15 protein-coding genes are annotated in these 18679 nt (G+C 64.5%); 6 read left to right on the plus strand and 9 right to left on the minus strand.

Going from position 1 to position 18679, the window contains the following annotated elements; genetic code table 11:
• Positions 1-3: 3 nt before the first annotated feature.
• The 6 genes from rph to clpS all read right to left on the minus strand — a co-directional run bounded on the left by rph (position 4) and on the right by clpS (position 4472).
• Positions 4-789, minus strand: a complete 786-nt coding sequence (gene rph, locus ACN50D_RS27005; RefSeq protein ID WP_003945332.1) for a ribonuclease PH — start codon at positions 787-789, stop codon at positions 4-6.
• Between the two features lie 52 nt (positions 790-841).
• Entirely contained in the window at positions 842-1600 is a 759-nt protein-coding gene (locus ACN50D_RS27010) for a cyclic nucleotide-degrading phosphodiesterase (RefSeq protein ID WP_007733274.1), read from the minus strand.
• Positions 1601-1697: 97 nt separating this feature from the next.
• The gene (locus tag ACN50D_RS27015) at positions 1698-2357 is read right to left on the minus strand and encodes a rhomboid family intramembrane serine protease (RefSeq protein WP_210377416.1); all 660 of its coding nucleotides are present in this window, start codon (positions 2355-2357) and stop codon (positions 1698-1700) included.
• 92 nt (positions 2358-2449) lie between these two features.
• Entirely contained in the window at positions 2450-3517 is a 1068-nt protein-coding gene (locus ACN50D_RS27020) for a P1 family peptidase (RefSeq protein ID WP_210377418.1), read from the minus strand.
• Positions 3514-4104 carry a DUF2017 domain-containing protein gene (locus ACN50D_RS27025; protein ID WP_211921310.1) on the minus strand — a complete coding sequence of 197 codons (591 nt, stop codon included), beginning with the start codon at positions 4102-4104 and terminating at the stop codon, positions 3514-3516. The genes ACN50D_RS27020 and ACN50D_RS27025 overlap by 4 nt, the downstream gene beginning before the upstream one ends.
• Before the next feature lie 56 nt (positions 4105-4160).
• Positions 4161-4472, minus strand: coding sequence for an ATP-dependent Clp protease adapter ClpS (gene clpS, locus ACN50D_RS27030; RefSeq protein WP_037132099.1), 312 nt, complete (start codon positions 4470-4472; stop codon positions 4161-4163).
• 121 nt (positions 4473-4593) lie between these two features.
• Between clpS and ACN50D_RS27035 the strand changes: the two genes are divergently transcribed.
• From ACN50D_RS27035 to ACN50D_RS27045, 3 genes are read left to right on the plus strand one after another with little or no spacing between them, the layout of a single operon-like run.
• The gene (locus ACN50D_RS27035) at positions 4594-5934 is read left to right on the plus strand and encodes a nicotinate phosphoribosyltransferase (RefSeq protein WP_030537905.1); all 1341 of its coding nucleotides are present in this window, start codon (positions 4594-4596) and stop codon (positions 5932-5934) included.
• On the plus strand, positions 5931-6578 hold the full coding sequence (locus ACN50D_RS27040) for a nicotinamidase (protein ID WP_063316261.1): 648 nt from the start codon (positions 5931-5933) through the stop codon (positions 6576-6578). The genes ACN50D_RS27035 and ACN50D_RS27040 overlap by 4 nt, the downstream gene beginning before the upstream one ends.
• A gap of 9 nt (positions 6579-6587) precedes the next feature.
• The gene (locus tag ACN50D_RS27045) at positions 6588-8636 is read left to right on the plus strand and encodes an ATP-dependent DNA helicase (RefSeq protein WP_211921311.1); all 2049 of its coding nucleotides are present in this window, start codon (positions 6588-6590) and stop codon (positions 8634-8636) included.
• 68 nt (positions 8637-8704) lie between these two features.
• Here the strand turns inward: ACN50D_RS27045 and glgP are convergent, their stop codons facing one another.
• Entirely contained in the window at positions 8705-11305 is a 2601-nt protein-coding gene (gene glgP, locus ACN50D_RS27050) for an alpha-glucan family phosphorylase (RefSeq protein ID WP_211921313.1), read from the minus strand.
• Between the two features lie 177 nt (positions 11306-11482).
• Between glgP and ACN50D_RS27055 the strand changes: the two genes are divergently transcribed.
• Genes ACN50D_RS27055 through ACN50D_RS27065 form a run of 3 tightly spaced genes read left to right on the plus strand, consistent with a single transcriptional unit; the run spans position 11483 to position 17156 of the window.
• Entirely contained in the window at positions 11483-13507 is a 2025-nt protein-coding gene (locus ACN50D_RS27055) for an alpha-1,4-glucan--maltose-1-phosphate maltosyltransferase (RefSeq protein WP_003945303.1), read from the plus strand.
• Positions 13507-15708, plus strand: a complete 2202-nt coding sequence (glgB, locus tag ACN50D_RS27060; RefSeq protein ID WP_042925789.1) for a 1,4-alpha-glucan branching protein GlgB — start codon at positions 13507-13509, stop codon at positions 15706-15708. The genes ACN50D_RS27055 and glgB overlap by 1 nt, the downstream gene beginning before the upstream one ends.
• Entirely contained in the window at positions 15708-17156 is a 1449-nt protein-coding gene (locus ACN50D_RS27065; protein WP_003945377.1) for a neutral zinc metallopeptidase, read from the plus strand. Before glgB ends, ACN50D_RS27065 begins: the two co-directional genes overlap by 1 nt.
• A gap of 18 nt (positions 17157-17174) precedes the next feature.
• Here the strand turns inward: ACN50D_RS27065 and ACN50D_RS27070 are convergent, their stop codons facing one another.
• Positions 17175-18071, minus strand: coding sequence for a tetratricopeptide repeat protein (locus ACN50D_RS27070; protein WP_211921339.1), 897 nt, complete (start codon positions 18069-18071; stop codon positions 17175-17177).
• A 105-nt stretch (positions 18072-18176) separates the two neighbouring features.
• The gene (locus tag ACN50D_RS27075) at positions 18177-18539 is read right to left on the minus strand and encodes a DUF3817 domain-containing protein (RefSeq protein WP_003945330.1); all 363 of its coding nucleotides are present in this window, start codon (positions 18537-18539) and stop codon (positions 18177-18179) included.
• Positions 18540-18679: the final 140 nt, after the last annotated feature.

Raw genomic sequence — 18679 nt, forward strand, 5'->3', positions numbered from 1 at the left:
AGCTCAGGCACCGAACTTCTTCTTGGGTTCCGGATTCTTCGGTTCGGGTAGCACCCCGGGATACGGCTCGGCCAACGCTTGACGCTGGATCTCGAAAAGTTGCTCACAACCAGCCAGAGCGGAGTCGAGCAGCTTGTCCAGCGTCGAGCGTGGGAACGTGGCGCCCTCACCGGTTCCCTGGATTTCCACCAGCGTGCCGGTATCGGTGGCCACGACATTCATGTCGACCTCGGCGCGCGAATCCTCTTCGTACGGAAGATCGAGGCGCACTCGTCCGTCCACGACGCCGACGCTGACGGCCGCTATGCCACACGAGATGGGCTGCGGGTCGGAGAGCAGGTCGGCTGCGCGCAGGTACGTCACGGCGTCGACCAGGGCTACGTATGCCCCCGTCACTGCCGCGGTGCGGGTGCCGCCGTCGGCTTGGAGGACATCACAGTCGAGGGCGATGGTGTTCTCACCGATTGCCGCGAGATCGATGCACGCTCGAAGTGATCGGCCGATGAGTCGACTGATCTCCTGCGTGCGGCCGCCGACCTTGCCCTTGACCGATTCGCGGCCACTGCGTGTGTGCGTGGCGGCGGGAAGCATCGCGTATTCGGCTGTCAGCCAACCCAAGCCGGAGCCCTTGCGCCAGCGGGGTACACCCTCTTCGACGCTGGCCGTGCACATGACGCGAGTGTTCCCGAACTCGACCAGAACGGATCCGGCCGGGTGACTGGTGAACCCGCGGGTGATCTTGACCGTGCGGAGCTCGTCGTCCGCCCTACCGTCTTCTCGTGTAGTCACCTTCGTGAGCCTAGCGGTCGCCCGGTGAGCGCTGCACCGAATGTGAGGGGAATCAGATGTCGTAGACACTTCCGGCGGAGACGGCATGGACCGGTCCGGAGAATTCGGATTTCGCTTCGGCGATCACGTCTTCACGCGATGTCCACGGCGGGATGTGCGTTAGGAGAAGTTCCTTGACGCCGGCGAGCGCAGCCACACGGCCGGCTTCCTTACCGGAGAGGTGAACTCCCTCGGGGCGATCCGGACTGTCGGTCCACGACGCTTCGGAGAGCAACACGTCTGCACCACGCGCGAGTTCGACGACGTTGTCGCACATTCCGGTGTCGCCTGTATAGACGAGGACGCGGCCGTCGGCGCCGGTGATCCGGAAACCGTAAGCCTCGGGTGGATGATTCATCCGGCGGGCGACGACGCTCAGTTCACCGAACGTCACCGGCTCGTTCTCGGCCCAGAGCCGGACGTCGATGGTGTCGGAGATGTCGTCCATCTCGCCGGCGCACTCGGCGGAGGACACTCCGATGCGGCACGCGGTGTCGGTGGGGCCGTAAACCAGAGCACGGCCGACCGGCGGGTTGGGGTGATAGCGACGCCAGACGAGCAGGCCGGGCATGTCGAGACAGTGGTCCGCATGAAGGTGCGAAAGCAGGATCGTCACCTCGCCCGGATCGGCGTATCGCTGCAACGCCCCAAGAACTCCCGGGCCGAAGTCGATCACGAGCGGCGGAGTTCCCGGTGCCGTGAGCAGGTATCCCGAAGCCGGTGAATCCGGACCCGTGACGCTGCCGGAACACCCCAGGACGGTCATGCGCATACCGGTCATGCTGCCACGTCTACCCGTCTGGGAAAAAGCTCTTGGTGGTTTTGGCGCGTCGAAGTCACACCGCAGTGAGGGTGTGACCCACGTCCGTTCAGAAACTCGGTGGTCGAACGGCCGGCGCCGACCCGGCGCGCTTGGCCCTCTCCCCCGACGTCAACGCCCAGGCAGCAACCACGCCGCCGATCGCTCCGAACAGATGCCCTTGCCAGGAAACCCGTGGATCGCTAGGCAGAACGCCCCACAGCACTCCGCCGTACAGGACGAAGACGGCAACGCCGATCAGGATCTGTGTGAAGCTCCGCGTGAAGAACCCGCGCACCAGCAGGTAGGTGACCCAGCCGAAGATCAGCACGGACGCACCGACGTGATTCGAGTTCGAGCCGGCGAACAACCAGGTCCCGACGCCGCCGATCACCCAGATGATGCCGGTCGCCGCGAGTCCCCGCGCAATTCCCGACACCAACACGAGGTATCCGAGGATCAGCACCGGAATGGTGTTGGCGATCAGATGACCCCAGTCGTCGTGCAGCACCGGGGCGAACAGGATTCCCCACAGGCCGTCGAGCGTGCGCGGGGTCACGCCGGCGTTCTGGACATTCTGACCGGAGATGACATCCACGATCTCGATCACGTAGAGCAGGATCGCGAAGCCGCCCACCACCACGGCCGACTGCTTCCACACCGAGGGCGGACCGGATTTCGGTGCCGGCGTCCGGGTGCCGAAGTCCGGACTGTTGAAATCCATCGTCATCGTGTGCGTCCTCCACCGTCGATCCGGTCTTCTGATCCGGTCACTCGCGACCAGGCTCAATTCGAGATTACCGCCGATTCCAGGAGTGCTGCCTAGAGAAATGCGGACGGGAAGAGTTCGCGATAGCTCGGGATTCCGGCTACCGACGTGGCGTCGAGAATCGCTGTGACGATCGCACGTTCGACCACCTGGGCCGAAGCCGCGCACACCGCGTCGAGTATCGGCAGATCGTTCGGGAAAGCGTCCGGAACCGTGATCTCCGAATTCGGAGTGTGATCACCGGTGGCGAGCGCAAAGATCGTGTCGCCGTCGAGCGGCGAATGTGCGGGCCGAATCGCTCGGGCCAGGCCGTCATGACCTGCGACGGCGACGCGTCGGCACCCGGCTTTCGTCAAGGCGGCGTCAGTGGCGACCACACCGATCGTGGTGTTGAGGACAGTTCCCTTGGCTGCAACGGCATTGGCCGCCGCGAGTTCGGACGCGTCGGGGAGCCTGACGCCGAACGACTCCGCGCTGTCCGAGCCGACGCCCCACGGCAGGCCTGTTCTGGGGTCGAAGACCGAACCCACCGGATTCGCCACGATCAAGGCGGAGACCGTCGTCCCCTCGGCGGGGCCGTCGGCGATCACGACACTGGCCGTTCCCACCCCACCCTTGAGCGCTCCGGCTCTGGCACCTACCCCCGCGCCGACCGTGCCCGTGGCGAATTCGCGCGAAGCAGTGTCGGCAGCGAGGAATCCGAAATCGCCGGTCGGACGAACGGTCCAGTCACCCACCGGCAGATCGAAGATCACGGCGCCGGGCACGATCGGTACCACCTGGCCGGGAGCGCCCATCGCGATCCCGTGACCGTGTTCCTCGAGCCAGCGCATCACTCCGTCGGCCGCGGCAAGTCCGTAGGCACTACCGCCGGTCAACAGCACGGCATTGACCTGCTGGACCGAATGGCTCGGGTCGAGCAGATCGGTCTCGCGGGTACCCGGACCGCCGCCCCGGACGTCGACTCCGGCGACCACACCGGCCGACGCGAGCACGACCGTGCAGCCGGTGGCTGCGCCGCTTCCGAGAGTGGCTCCCTCGTCGAGCTTGTGGTGATGACCGACGGCGAGGCCGGCGACATCTGTCAGTGAATCAGTGGGCCCGGTCCGCGTTGTGGTCATGGCATGAGTGCCTGGACGAGGGAGTCCTGCATCCACGTCAACCAGTGATAGACGTCGAGATGCGGGGCTCGCGAGTCGTCGGGTTCGAGGCTCTCCGGGGTGTCGGCGTCGATGCCGAGATTGGTTCCGAGCGCGAGACGGACGTCGTTGAGCGAGGACAGCCAGGCGTCGGCCTGTTCCTGCGTGAGAACGACCTTGCCGCCGGCCTCCGGAAGCGAAGCCAACAACATGCGAGCGGACTCACGCTTGGCGTCGATGATCTCGGGTTCGTGCAAACTGCGCAGCGCGCCGTTGACATTGGCGCCGGCGTCGTCGAGATCGTCACTGTCCGGAGCGACCTTGTCCGGATCGGTGCGCTGGAAGTCGGGAAGCAAACGCGCCAACACCGGATTGTCGGGCGTCTCCGAATTTCCGGTACGAAGACCCGTCAGCGCGGCGAGCTCGTCTTGCGGCGCCGAAGACGCGCGCTCGTCGAGAAGCCCGGTCACCGACTCCACGAGCGAGCGCAGAACCGCCGCCTCGTGGCCGTCCATCTCGGACTTGAACTTCACTCCGCCGAGTGAACTCTTCCTACTCCACGTCCGCACGCGTCGGACTCCCGTCTACGAGTTAGGCGAACAAATCGGTCGAAAAAGTGCTTTTCTCAGGTGTCGTCGCGTTGCATCGTGGCCCAGAGACCGGCAGCGTGGAGGCGACGAACATCGGCCTCCATCTTGTCGCGCGAACCGCTCGAGACCACGGCCTTGCCCTCCGAATGGACCTGCATCATCAGGTCGGTGGCCTTGGCTTTGCTGTAGCCGAACAACTTCTGGAACACGTAAGTCACGTAATGCATGAGATTGACCGGGTCGTCCCAGACGATGGTCACCCAGGGCCGATCTGCGGCTTCGATGGTCGAAACAGCCTCCGACTGCTCGGGCGTGGCTTGAGGAGAGGAAGCCGTAGCGCCTCTCATCGTTACGTTCGCCGAGTAAGTGCCGGACACGGTCGCGCCGCCGAAAACCATGTATCCAGGGTACGGCGCGACGAGAGGCGACAACACCCACCCACGTCGTCTCGCGCATAGAGTTGTGTGCGTGCCTACGCAAATTTCCGACATCCGCGACGCCGGTGCCAGCACCGCACTGCTCACCGATCAGTACGAACTGACCATGCTCTCGGCGGCTCTCGCCGACGGATCTGCCTTCCGCAACTGCAGTTTCGAGGTATTTGCACGGCGGCTGCCAGACGGCCGTCGCTACGGCGTCGTCGCCGGTACCGAGCGCCTTCTCGACGCACTCGAGCAGTTCCGGTTCGGTGAACCTGAACTGGCGATCGTTGCAAAATTTCTCGACGACACGACCGTCGAGTGGCTGCGCAACTATCGATTCTCCGGTGACATCGACGGCTACCGCGAGGGAGATTTCTACTTCCCCGGATCACCGATCCTCTCGGTCCGCGGAACTTTCGCCGAGTGCGTCATCCTCGAAACCTTGATTCTCTCGATCCTCAACCACGACAGCGCGATCGCTTCGGCCGCAGCCCGCATGGTGAGCGCAGCGGGCGGTCGACGGATGATCGAGATGGGCTCGCGTCGTACACACGAACAGGCCGCCGTCGCCGCTTCACGTGCCGCCTATCTCGCCGGCTTCGACGCCACCTCCAACCTCGAAGCCGCGCGGCGTCACGACGTACCCAGCGCAGGTACCAGCGCGCACGCCTTCACGCTCCTGCACACCACCGAGGACGGTCCGGACGAAGCCGCGGCATTCCGCGGTCAGGTCGCCGCTCTGGGCGTATCCACCACCTTGCTGGTCGACACCTACGACATCACCGAGGGCGTGAAAACGGCTGTCGCCGTTGCCGGTCCCGAACTGGGTGGAGTTCGCATCGACTCCGGCGATCTCGGCGTTCTTGCTCGTCAGGTACGCCAACAACTCGACGATCTCGGCGCTACCAAGACACGCATCGTCGTCTCCGGCGACCTGGACGAGTACGCGATCGCGGCTCTGCGCGCCGAACCCGTCGACTCGTACGGCGTCGGTACTTCCCTGGTCACCGGATCAGGCGCCCCCACCGCAGGCATGGTTTACAAGCTGGTCGAGGTCGACGGAATCGCGGTCGAGAAGAGAAGCACCAACAAGGCATCTCGCGGCGGCGCCAAGAAGGCACTGCGCGTAGTGCGTCCGACCGGCACGATCGTCGAAGAAGTCATCTACCCCGCCGGATCACCGTCACCTGTCTCCGAGGCGGACGGAGCGACCGAACTGCTGATCCCGCTTGTTCGCGAAGGCAAGGTCGTCGACAGCGCGCCGACGCTCGAAGAGAGCAGAGCGGTTCTGAAGGCAGGGCTCGTGAGCCTGCCGTGGGAAGGCCTCAAACTCTCGCGCGGAGACTCGGCTGTGCCCGTTCGATTCACCGGAGGTGAGCACCAGTGAGCGCAAAAGCACTGATAATTGTCGACGTTCAGAACGATTTCTGCGAAGGTGGCGCTCTTGCAGTCGACGGCGGTGCTGCGGTTGCGGGAGCCGTCAACGATTTCGTCAACTCCCACGAGTACGACGCCGTAGTCGCGACTCGCGATTTCCACATCGACCCTGGGGCGCACTTCTCCGAGAATCCCGACTTCATCGACAGCTGGCCGGTTCACTGCGTCGTCGGGACAGCCGGCGCCGAGTTCCATCCGGCGTTCGACGCTTCCGTCGCCGGGTCGGCGATCTTCTCCAAGGGCGCCTACAGCGCGGCCTACTCCGGTTTCGAAGGAGCAGCCGAGGACGGAACGACGCTCGAGGACTGGCTCCGCGCCCACGAGATCACCGACGTCGACGTGATCGGAATTGCCACGGATCACTGTGTCAAGGCCACGGCCGTCGATGCCGCGCGCGCGGGGTTCGCCACGACTGTCCTTCTCCCCTTCACCGCTGGTGTGTCGACCGCCACGATCGAGTCGGCATTGGTGCAGATGCGGGAGGCGGGAGTGCAGCTGATCGGGCGAGACGAGGCGTCGCCGGAAGAAGACTCGAATGCCGGGGAACTACCCCGGGAATCATCCGTGGACGTTTCTGACGTAGGGATCCATTAACCTTCGTGGGTGGCCGATCAACTCCCGAACGTTCCCGAACTGCTCCAGACAGCGGTGCGGTCGCTCGGCGGTGCCGAACGAACCAGTCAGCTGACGATGGCGTCCGCCGTGGCGCACTCGATCGACACCGGCGAGCATCTGGCCGTCCAGGCCGGCACCGGTACCGGTAAGTCGCTCGCCTACCTCGTTCCGAGCCTGCGCCACGCGGTCGAATCGGGACGCACCGTGGTCGTGTCCACCGCCACCATCGCGCTGCAGCGTCAGCTCGTCGACCGAGATCTGCCTCGGCTCGCCGATGCCCTGAAGAAGCCACTCGGCCGACGCGCAGAGTTCGCAATCCTCAAGGGCCGCAACAACTACCTGTGCATGAACAAGATCCATACCGGCGCGTCCGAGCAGCCGCCCGAGGACGAGTTGTTCGATCCGTTCACGGTCTCGCGTCTCGGCCGGGAGGTCGTCCGCCTCACCGAATGGTCCTCCGACACCGAAACCGGTGATCGGGACGAATTGGTGCCGGGCGTATCCGATCAGGCGTGGCGGCAGGTCAGTGTCACCTCCCGCGAATGCATCGGTAAGAACCAGTGCCCGGTCGGTGAGGACTGCTTCGCCGAGCGCGCCCGAGTCGAGGCGTCGAAGGCCGACGTAGTGGTCACCAACCACGCACTGCTCGCGATCGACGCCATCACCGGCATCCAGATCCTGCCTGACCACGACGTCGTGGTGATCGACGAGGCCCACGAGTTGGTCGACCGCGTCACCGGCGTCGCCACGGCCGATCTCACTGCCGCCTCGATCAGTGCCGCGGCCCGGCGTTGCGGCAAGATCGCCGAAGAGCAGGATGCCGATCGCCTCGAAGCTGCCGGCGAGGGGTGGGCTGGGCTCCTCGAGGAATTGCGCCCAGGTCGATGGGAAGGCCTCCCGGACGGGGCGGCACCCGCACTGGCTGCGATCCGCGACGCGGCCTGGTCGCTGCGCACCGCTATCGGTCCGGCCAAACCGGGAATGGCTGCTGCAGATCCCGAAGCCGCTGCGGCCCGCAACGCCGCACTCTCGTCCGTCGACGACGTCCACGACAGTGCCGTGCGTATTCTCACCGCTTTCGACGAACCCGACCCGGCCAAGCGCAAGGACGTCGTCTGGCTGTCCTCGGACGAGTTCCGCGGATCGGTGCGGCGCTCCGTCCGGATGGCTCCGCTCTCGGTCGGCGGATTGCTGCGCTCGCGACTGTTCGCCGAATCCACCGTCGTTCTCACTTCCGCGACACTGACCGTCGGCGGATCGTTCGACGGTCTCGCCGTCAACTGGGGTCTTCCTGCGGAATCGTCCGCGCGCCCCGACTCGGGTACCGCCATCGGCACCGAAGCACCTTCTGACGCTTCGGCTTTCCGCTGGAACTCACTCGACGTCGGGTCGCCCTTCGACCATGCAAAGGCCGGAATAATCTACATTGCCCGCCACCTGCCCACGCCCGGCCGCGACGGCCTCTCCCCGGTCTATCTCGACGAGATCGCCGAACTCGTCGAGGCTGCGGGCGGACGCACCCTCGGCCTGTTCTCGTCGATGCGCGCCGCCAAAGCCGCCTCGGAGGCGATGCGTGAACGCCTCGACACCCCCATCCTGTGCCAGGGCGACGACGCCACCGGCACCCTCGTCAAGGCCTTCGCCAAGGACGAACCCACGTCACTGTTCGGCACGTTGTCCCTGTGGCAGGGCGTCGATGTTCCGGGTCCGTCACTGAGCCTCGTCATATTGGACCGGATTCCGTTCCCGCGCCCGGACGATCCACTGTTGACGGCTCGCCAGCAGGCTATCGAATCCCATGGCGGTAACGGCTTTCTCAGCGTCTCGGCCAATCACGCGGCGCTGCTCCTGGCACAGGGCGTGGGTCGCCTGCTTCGTAGCACCGACGACAAAGGTGTGGTGGCCGTGCTCGATCCGCGTCTGGCCACGGCGAGATACGCGGGTTACCTTCGCGCATCACTGCCTCCGTTCTGGGAGACGACCAACCCCGAAGTCGTCCGCAAGGCACTCACCCGCATCCGCGACTCACGTCCCTGAGCCGGTTCTCACGCGGGCACAATTCTGCCCCGGTACCGACCGAACGGACCGGGGCAGAATGCAATACGTCAGACGCTCGGAGTGGTCACCAACCCGAGTTCGGACGCATCGACCAACAACCGGTGATGCGGCAACACCCGCACGGTGTAACCCACGGAGCCGGAGACCGGAAGCGCAACCTCGGCTTCGAAGATCTCGGTTCCGTCCTCGGCGCCGAAGTGCGTCATCGGGAACGTCACCACGTCGGTGAGTTCCTCGCCTGGGCTGACGCGTCCCAGGACTGCCTGAACCTCCACATCCGAGACCGACAAGCCGCCGAGGCGGACCTTGGCCTTCAAAGAGATGGTCGCACCGATCTCCGGAGTGTCCGGCAAGCCGGAACCGTCCACCTGCTCGACGGCGACCGACGGCCACTGCGACTCGATACGGCGACGGAACTCGGCCACCTCACGCGCGCCGGCAAAATCATCCGCCACTACCGCTCGAGCTGATTCCGCCGAAGGGGCGTAGTAGTAGACGGCGTAGTCACGAACCATGCGTGATGCCAACACCTTCGGGCCCAGATTCTCGAGGGTGTGGCGAACCCTCTCGACCCAGCGCGTCGGCAGATCGGCTGCATCACGGTCGTAGAACGTCGGCAGTACCGCGTGCTCGAGAAGTTCGTAGAGGGCGCTGGCTTCCAGATCGTCACGCCGCACGTCGTCGAGAACACCGTCGGCCGTCGGAATGGCCCACCCGTTCTCGCCGTCGTACATCTCGTCCCACCATCCGTCGCGAATGGAGAGGTTGAGGCCGCCGTTGAGCGCGGATTTCATGCCGGAAGTACCGCACGCCTCGAGGGGGCGAAGCGGGTTGTTGAGCCACACGTCGCAGCCCCAGTACAGGTAGCGGGCCATCGACATGTCGTAATCAGGCAGGAAGACGATGCGGTGACGCACATCCGCTTCGTCGGCGAACCGCACGACCTGCTGGATGAGTGCCTTACCGCCGTCGTCGGCGGGGTGCGACTTGCCGGCCACCACCAACTGCACCGGACGTTTCTCGTCGAGCAACATCGCACGCAGACGCTCGGGATCACGCAGCATCAGCGTCAACCGCTTGTACGTCGGAACGCGCCTCGCGAATCCGACTGTCAAGACGTTGGGATCGAATACTCCAGTGGTCCAGCCGAGTTCGGCCTCGGTCGCGCCGCGTTCGAGCCAGGACGCTCGGACGCGACGACGAACTTCGTCGACCAACTTGCCGCGCAACGCATTACGTGTTTCCCACAGTTCGGTTGCCGACAACTCGTGCAGGCGCTCCCACCCGCGTGCTTCTTCGAGTTGCTCCTGACCGACGATCCGCCTGGCCACGTCCATCCATTCCGGCGCCGCCCACGTCGGCGCGTGAACACCGTTGGTGACCGAACCGATCGGCACCTCGTCGGCGTCGAAGCCCGGCCAGAGACCGTTGAACATGTCGCGGCTGACGATGCCGTGCAACTTCGAGACGCCGTTGGCTCGCTGGCCCAGGCGAAGACCCATGTGCGCCATGTTGAAGATCGACGGATCGGCTTCACGCCCCATCCCGACGATGCGGTCGACGGTCAGGCCGGGAAGCAAACTCGATTCGTTCTCGCCGTTCGCTCCGCCGAAGTAGTGACGGACCAGATCCGCCGGGAAGCGGTCGATTCCGGCGGGAACCGGAGTGTGCGTCGTGAAGACCGTTCCGGCACGGACCGCGGCCAGAGCCGAATCGAAGTCCAGACCGCTGGTGGTGACAAGTTCCCGAATCCGTTCGATGCCGAGGAATCCGGCATGCCCCTCGTTCATGTGGAACACCTCGGGATCGGGCAATCCGTACGCCGCGGTGTAGGCGCGCACCGCGCGGACGCCGCCGATACCCGCGAGGATCTCCTGCTTGATGCGGTGATCCTGGTCCCCGCCGTAGAGACGGTCCGTGACGCCGCGCAGATCCGCGTCGTTCTCGGCGATGTCGGAATCGAGCAGCAGCAACGGCACTCGTCCGACCTGAGCGATCCACACTCGCGCACGCAGCACCCGGCCACCGGGCATGGCGACGTGAATGACGACCGGCGATCCGTCTTCGGAAGCCGGGCCTGCGTCCGTCAGCAAACGAAGAGGCAACCCTTGAGGGTCGTGCGGCGGGTAGTGCTCGGCCTGCCAACCGTCGGCGGTCAGCGACTGGCGGAAGTAGCCGGATCGGTAGAGCAGTCCGACGCCGATGAGCGGCAGCCCGAGGTCGGACGCGGCCTTGAGGTGATCGCCCGCCAGGATGCCCAATCCACCGGAGTAGTTGGGCAGAACTTCGCTGACTCCGAACTCCATGGAGAAGTACGCAATTCCGCTGGCTAACGATGTGCCCTTGGCCTGCTGGGATTGGTACCAGCGCGGGGTGCTCAGATAAGCATCGAGATCGGCTGCTGCAGTGTCGAGGTCACCGAGAAATGCCTCGTCACTGCTGAGTTCGTCGAGACGGGTGGGGTCGACTTCCCCGAGCATGCGGACCGGATCGAACTGGACTGCTTGCCAGAGTTCGGGGTCGAGTCGCGAGAACAGATCCTGTGTCTCGGGATGCCACGACCACCGAAGGTTGGTGGACAGGGGGCCGAGCGCGGCGAGGCGCTCCGGAAGGTGGGCTCGGACAGTGAACCGACGCAAGGCTTTCACCCCGCGAACCCTAGTCGAGTTCCTTGCACTCTGTCCGGTGGAACCGAACGCCCGAGCCGACCTGACCACCGACAGACCCGAATTCGTCGTTATCAGCACTCCAGCGCCGCACCCACTACGGTTGAACCCGGCGAAAGAAAGTTTTACCGCGATCCATCACCAGAAATGGAGCTTCCCGTGTCAGGACGCCTCGGTATCGACGACGTGGTACCCGAGATCTCGGGTAACTATCCGGCAAAGGCCGTGGTCGGTGAAGTCTTCCCAGTGCACGCCACCGTGTGGCGAGAAGGCCACGACGCCATTTCCGCCACTCTTGTCGTGCGTGGTCCGCGCGGTACCAAGCCGCTGCGCATTCCGATGGATCCCGGGACCGAACCGGACACCGTCGACGCGGTGTTCACGCCGTCCGCCGAAGGCATGTGGTCGTTCCGGATCGAGGCGTGGAGCGATCCCATCGCCACCTGGAAGCACGCCGTGGAAGCAAAGCTCGCCGTCGGGCAAGGGGCGGCCGAGTTGGCCAACGACCTGGAAATCGGTGCGCGCCTGTTCGAACAGGCCGCGCACGAGGTACCGCGGGGCAACAGGTCCAGGCTCGAGGCCGTCACGGCGTCGCTGCGCAGCGATCAGGCGCTGACGGCTCGCGTCGCGCCGGCCTTCGCCTCCGACGTCGCCGAACTGCTCCGCGCCACTCCGCTCCGTGAACTGGTCACCAAGGGCGAGTCCCACCCCGTCGTCGTCGATCGCAACCGTGCACTGTTCGGATCGTGGTACGAGTTCTTCCCCCGCTCGACGGGCGGTTGGGACGAGAACGGGGTGCCGCAACACGGTACTTTCCGAACCTCGGCCGAAGACCTACCCCGCATCGCCGCAATGGGTTTCGACGTCGTCTACCTTCCGCCGATCCATCCCATCGGCGAGATCAACCGCAAGGGACGCAACAACACTCTCACTCCCGAACCCGGTGACGTCGGCTCGCCGTGGGCCATCGGCTCGGTCGACGGCGGGCACGACGCTGTTCACCCGCAACTCGGCACGCTCAAGGACTTCAAGGCCTTCGTCGCTGCGGCCCGCAGGCTCGATCTCGAAGTGGCACTGGATCTCGCGCTGCAGTGCGCCCCGGATCATCCATGGGCCAAGAAGCATCCGGAGTGGTTCAACGTCCTTCCCGACGGCACCATCGCCTACGCCGAGAACCCGCCCAAGAAGTATCAGGACATCTACCCGATCAACTTCGACACCGATCCTCGCGGTCTGGACAAGGAAATCTTGCGAGTCGTCCGACACTGGATCAGTGCCGGCGTCAAGATCTTCCGGGTCGACAACCCGCACACCAAGCCGCCGAACTTCTGGGAGACGCTCATCTCGGAGGTCAAGAAGACCGACCCCGACGTCCTGTTCCTCGCCGAGGCATTCACTCGTCCGGCGCGCATGTACGGCCTTGCCCGGCGCGGGTTCACGCAGTCGTACACGTACTTCACCTGGCGAGTTGCGAAGTGGGAACTCACCGAATTCGGTAACGAGCTGGCGGCGAAGGCCGACGAAGCCCGACCGAACCTCTTCGTGAACACGCCGGACATCCTGCACGAGTCCCTCCAGCACGGTGGGCCCGGAATGTTCGCTCTACGAGCAGCTCTCGCCGCCACCCTGGCGCCGACGTGGGGCGTCTACTCCGGTTACGAACTCTACGAACACCAAGCCGTTCGCCCCGGCAGCGAGGAATACCTCGACTCCGAGAAGTACGAACTTCGGCCGCGCCGTTTCGCCGAAGCAGCAGCGCGAGGCGAATCTCTCGAGCCGTGGATCACCGCACTCAATCGCATCCGGCGTGCACACCCGGCCCTGCAGCAGTTGCGGAACCTGCACTTTCACCACATCGACAACGACGCGTTGATCGCCTACTCGAAGTTCGACGCCTCGACCGGTGACGCCGTCCTGACGGTGATCAACCTCAACCCGTTCGCTGCAGAAGAGGGCACCGTCTGGTTGGACATGCCGGCGCTCGGACGCGAATGGCACGACCACATGACCGTGCTCGACGAGGTAACCGGTGAGCAGTTCAATTGGGGCCAAGCCAATTTCGTCCGCCTCGAGCCCTGGCGTTCGGTGGCGCACATCCTCGCGCTCCCACCCGTTCCGTATCCGGCCCGGATCTCTCTGGCCTACCAAGCACGCAATGCGCACCGCGCAGGTGGAGGCAAGTGATGTCAACCGAGAAGTTCCCTTCGGGTATCGCACCGGACAATCACGATCTGGAGCTGTTGGCGCGCGGTGAACATCACGATCCGCACAGTGTCCTCGGCGCCCATCCCCACGCCGACGGCACCGTTCTGCGAGCGTTGCGTCCCAACGCCGAGTCCGTCAGTGCCGTCATCGGCGGCAAAAACTTTCCTCTCGAACATGTTTCGAACGGAATCTTCGCGGCTCTGGTCCCCTACCCCGACCTGATCGACTATCGCTATTCCGTGACGTACCCGGGTGGACACACGGTTCTCGCAGCCGACCCTTACCGGTTCCTGCCTACTCTCGGTGAACTCGACCTACACCTGTTCGGCGAAGGTCGGCACGAACGACTGTGGGACATCCTCGGTGCACATCCGCGTTCTTACGAGACACCGGACGGCCCCGTCGACGGCACCTCGTTCGCCGTCTGGGCTCCGGCCGCCCGCGGCGTGACCGTCGTCGGCGACTTCGACGGGTGGAGTGGGCAATTCGCCCCCATGCGAGTCCTCGGATCCACTGGGGTCTGGGAACTCTTCCTGCCCGACATCGCAGTCGGTTCGCTGTACAAGTTCCGGGTCCACGGCCACGACGGCTCCGTTCGCGACAAGGCCGATCCCATGGCATTCGGTACCGAGGTCCCGCCGGCGACTGCATCGCGAGTGACCACCAGTTCGCATGAGTGGAACGACGCGGCCTGGCTCGAAACCCGCGCCAGTGTCGATCCTTCGCAGTCCCCGATGAGCGTGTACGAGGTGCACCTCGGATCGTGGCGTCCGGGACTCGACTACCGGCAGATGGCCGAGCAACTCGCCGTCTACGTCACCGAAACCGGATTCACCCACGTCGAACTGCTGCCCGTCTCCGAGCATCCGTTCGGTGGATCGTGGGGATACCAGGTCACCTCGTACTACGCACCGACCTCCCGCTTCGGCACCCCGGACGACTTCCGCTGGTTCGTCGACCACCTGCACGCCGCAGGGATAGGTGTCATCGTCGATTGGGTGCCTGCACACTTCCCCAAAGACGAGTGGGCCCTGGCTCGTTTCGACGGAACTCCCCTGTACGAGCACGCCGATCCGCGTCGCGGCGAGCAGTTGGACTGGGGCACATACGTATTCGACTTCGGTCGCCGCGAGGTGCGGAACTTCCTCGTCGCCAATGCACTCTTCTGGCTCGAGGAGTTCCACATCGACGGACTTCGCGTCGACGCTGTCGCATCGATGCTGTACCTGGATTACTCACGCCCGGAAGGTGGATGGACTCCCAACATTCACGGCGGCCGCGAGAATCTCGAAGCCGTTGCGTTCCTGCAGGAGATGAACGCCACCGTCCACAAGAACCATCGAGGAGTCGTCACCGTCGCCGAGGAGTCGACGGCGTGGCCCGGAGTCACTCGGGCGACCAATGTCGGCGGCCTCGGATTCAACATGAAGTGGAACATGGGGTGGATGCACGACACCCTCGGGTTCCTCGGTCACGACCCGGTACACCGGACCTACCACCATCACGAGATCACGTTCTCACTGATGTACGCGTGGAGTGAGAACTACCTGCTACCGATCAGCCATGACGAAGTGGTGCACGGCAAAGGAACTCTGTGGACCCGGATGCCCGGGAACGACTTCGCCAAGGCGTCCGGCCTGCGCTCACTGCTTGCATACATGTGGGCGCATCCAGGCAAGCAACTGCTGTTCATGGGACAGGAATTCGGTCAGAGTGCGGAATGGTCGGAAGAACGCGGCCTCGACTGGTGGCAGCTCGACGATCAGTACACCGGCACTCTCCATCGCGGCGTCCAGCGACTGGTCGGCGATCTCAACTCCGCGTACCGACGTCATCCGGCCATGTGGACCCTCGACACCTCGCCCGGTGGATACTCCTGGATCGACGCCAACGACACCGAGAACAACGTCCTCAGTTTTCTGCGTTACGGTACTGACGGTTCGATTGTCGCCTGCCTGTTCAACTTCTCGGGCAGTGAGCACTCGAGCTACCGCGTCGGGCTACCAGAGCCCGGCCGATGGGTGGAAATTCTCAACACCGATGCCGAGGTGTACGGCGGCTCCGGAGTCGGGAACCTCGGAGCGGTCACAGCAACGTCGCATTCGTGGCACGGTCGGCCAGCCTCCGCACAGGTGGCGCTGCCAGCTGCTGGAGCGATTTGGATAAGTCTGGAGCGTTGATGGTCGGCCGGCGAGTAGTCATTGTCACGTCGTCACTGTTGGCAGTGGCAGCACTGCTCGCCGGTTGTGCCCAGGGAACGAGTGGCCACGCCGTCTCGATTTATCACGATCCCTTCCGCGTCGCCGGACTCGACGCAACGGCAGGACCAAGTGGGTTGCGTCCGGGAGCCCCCAACGCCGACCGAGCAATCACCGGCACCGACGGCGGGGACATCGACGCGCTGGCAGCCAACGCCATCACAGACATCGAAACCTACTGGGCCGCCGAGTACCCGGCTCTGTTCGACAAGCCCTTCGAACCGGTCGACGAGCTGATCTCGTGGGACCCCACCGAATCGAACGGCCCGGACTTCTGTGAGGAGACCACCGAAGAACTCATCAACGCCGGGTACTGCAGCATCGATCACACCATCGGTTGGGATCGTGAATTGCTGCTGCCCGAGGTGCGGGAGAAGTTCGGTGAAGTGGCCGTCGCGTTCATCTTTGCGCACGAGTACGGCCATGCCGTTCAACGCAAGGCCGGGATCGTCGGCGGTAAACGAGACGCAGCCCTGGTGCGCGAACAGCAAGCCGACTGTTTCGGTGGCGCCTTCTTGCGGCACGTCGCCGAGGACAAGGCCGCACACTTCACGATGAACACCTCCGACGGACTCAACAAGGTGTTGGCGTCGGCGGTCGCCATCCGCGACGAAGACCCTAATGATCCTGAGAGCCACCATGGTTCGGCGTTCGAGCGCGTCACCGCCACTCAGATCGGCTTCACCGACGGCGCCGGTGCGTGCGCGAAGATGGACGCCGACGAAATCGAGTCACGACGTGCAGACCTCCCGCAGCAGTTCGCCGAGGGCAACGATTCCGGAGAACTGCCCGTCACCGAGGCAACTCTCGACGAGTTCGTGAAGACCTTCCAAGCGATCTTCGATCTACCTCAGCCACCGAAGGTCGTGTTCACCGGCGCAGACACCGGGTGCAGCGATGCCGTTGCGACCGAACCCGTCTCGTACTGCCCGTCGACGAACACCATCGGAATCAGCGTCGACGACCTTGCCGAGCGCGGCACGCCGGGTCGCGTCGGGCGACGCGAGTTGATCCAGACCAACATCACCGGTGACTACAACGCCTATGTCCTGCTCGCGTCGAGGTACACCCTCGCGATGCAGAAGGAGAACGGCCAATCGCTCGACACTCCGCAGACTGCCCTGCGCGCCGCCTGCCTGTCCGGCGTCATCACCGCAGCGCTCAGTCCCACCAACGCCGCGGCGTCCGGAGCACAGGTCACACTCTCCCCCGGCGACCTCGACGAAGCCGTATCGGGGCTGCTGACCGACGGCCTGGCTGCCAGTGATGTCAACGGTGAGACGGTTCCGAGCGGGTTCGCACGTGTCGACGCGTTCCGGACCGGCGTTCTCGGTGGCCGGGAAGTGTGCGACAGCCGCTACACGGAGTAGCGACTGCCGGTCCACACGTCAGTAGAGAGCGGAAGCCAACTTACGACGGGCCGCGATGACGATCGGTTCTGCCGGGTCGAACAGTTCGAACAGTTCGAGCAGGCGCGTCCGAGCGGCAGCCTTGTCGTCGCCGGCAGTTCGCGAGACCACCGAGATCAAGCGGGCGAACGACGCCTCGGGTTGCTGGGCGAACATTTCCAGGTCGGCCGCAGCGAACTGCAGTTCGAGATCGGACGGATCAGCATCCGCGGCCGCAATCGACTCGGGATCGACACCCTGAACCCGAGCCATGAACTTCACCTGGCGGACAGCGCTCTTGGCCTCCGCATTGTTGGGTTCGGCGTCGAGAATTTCCTGGTACGCAGCGATGGCGGCGTCGAGATCGCCCTCGTCCAGCGCGGTTTCAGCGGCCACGAAGCGAGGATCATCGACCTCCTCCACCGGTTCGTCCGCGTCGGAGACCGGCCCACTCAACTTGCCCTCGACAGCTTGGAGGACTGCGTCGAACCACTGGCTGAGCTGCGCCTCTGGCTGAGCGCCCTGAAAATCGGCCAACGGCTGACCAGCCGCGACAGCAACAACCGTCGGAACCGACTGGACACCGAATGCCTGCGCGATACGAGGGCTCACGTCGACGTCGACGTTGGCAAGAATCCACTTGCCGCCGGCTCGCGCTGCAAATGATTCGAGAACTTCGGTGAATACGACCGAGGGCTCGTATGCGCGGCCACCGATGTTGACGATCACCGGCACCTGGCTCGACTTCAGCAGGACTTCGCTTTCGAAGTTCTCCTCGGTCACCTCGATCACTGCCCCGGAGACAGCAGAAACGGCCCCGTCGCCGCTGGTGTTACGCGGCGGTGGTGGGGCCGTCGCCCGCTCTTTGAAGGCGGACAAGTCGACTGCGCCGCTCATGGCGGCAGCAACTGCGGACGAACGCGCGGGGGGCCTGGAACCTGGTCGAGTCACGGCTCCCAGTTTGTCACGAGTTGCGAGAAGCTACGTAGAGGGATGCAGCACTCAGACGAGCGCCGCGTTGCCCTTGGACGCCTCGAACTCCGTGGACAGCTCACCGAGCTTGCCGTTTCGCACTGCCCAGCGTTCGAAGATGACGGTGCCGAAGGGCGGAACGCTCGAGATCAGCGCAAGGATCGTGGTCTTGACGTCCCACTTGAGCGACCACGCGGTCAGGAGTGCAACAACGATGAACACCAGGAAGCCGGCGGTTCCGTGGACCATTCCGGGGATGCGAATCGCTTCTTCGTGTCCGAGGACCCACTTGAAGAACATGGCAACCAGCAAGGCCGCCCAGGTCACAGCTTCCCACCACGCCACCAGACGGAAGCGTTTCGCGGGAGTGGATACGTCAAAGATGTTCGCCATGAGGCCATTGTGCCCGAACAACTACGACGCCCCGTAGTTGTGTGAGCAAAACCACGGGGCGTCGCAGAGCGAGAGCGCTCGTTCAGGTGTATTTAGACACTCAGGCCTTGGGGACGCGGACGATGAGTGCGTCGCCTTGC

The organism is Rhodococcus sp. SB1D, from assembly GCF_048573875.1.
In the GTDB taxonomy this organism is placed as follows: Bacteria; Actinomycetota; Actinomycetes; order Mycobacteriales; family Mycobacteriaceae; genus Rhodococcus_F; species Rhodococcus_F qingshengii.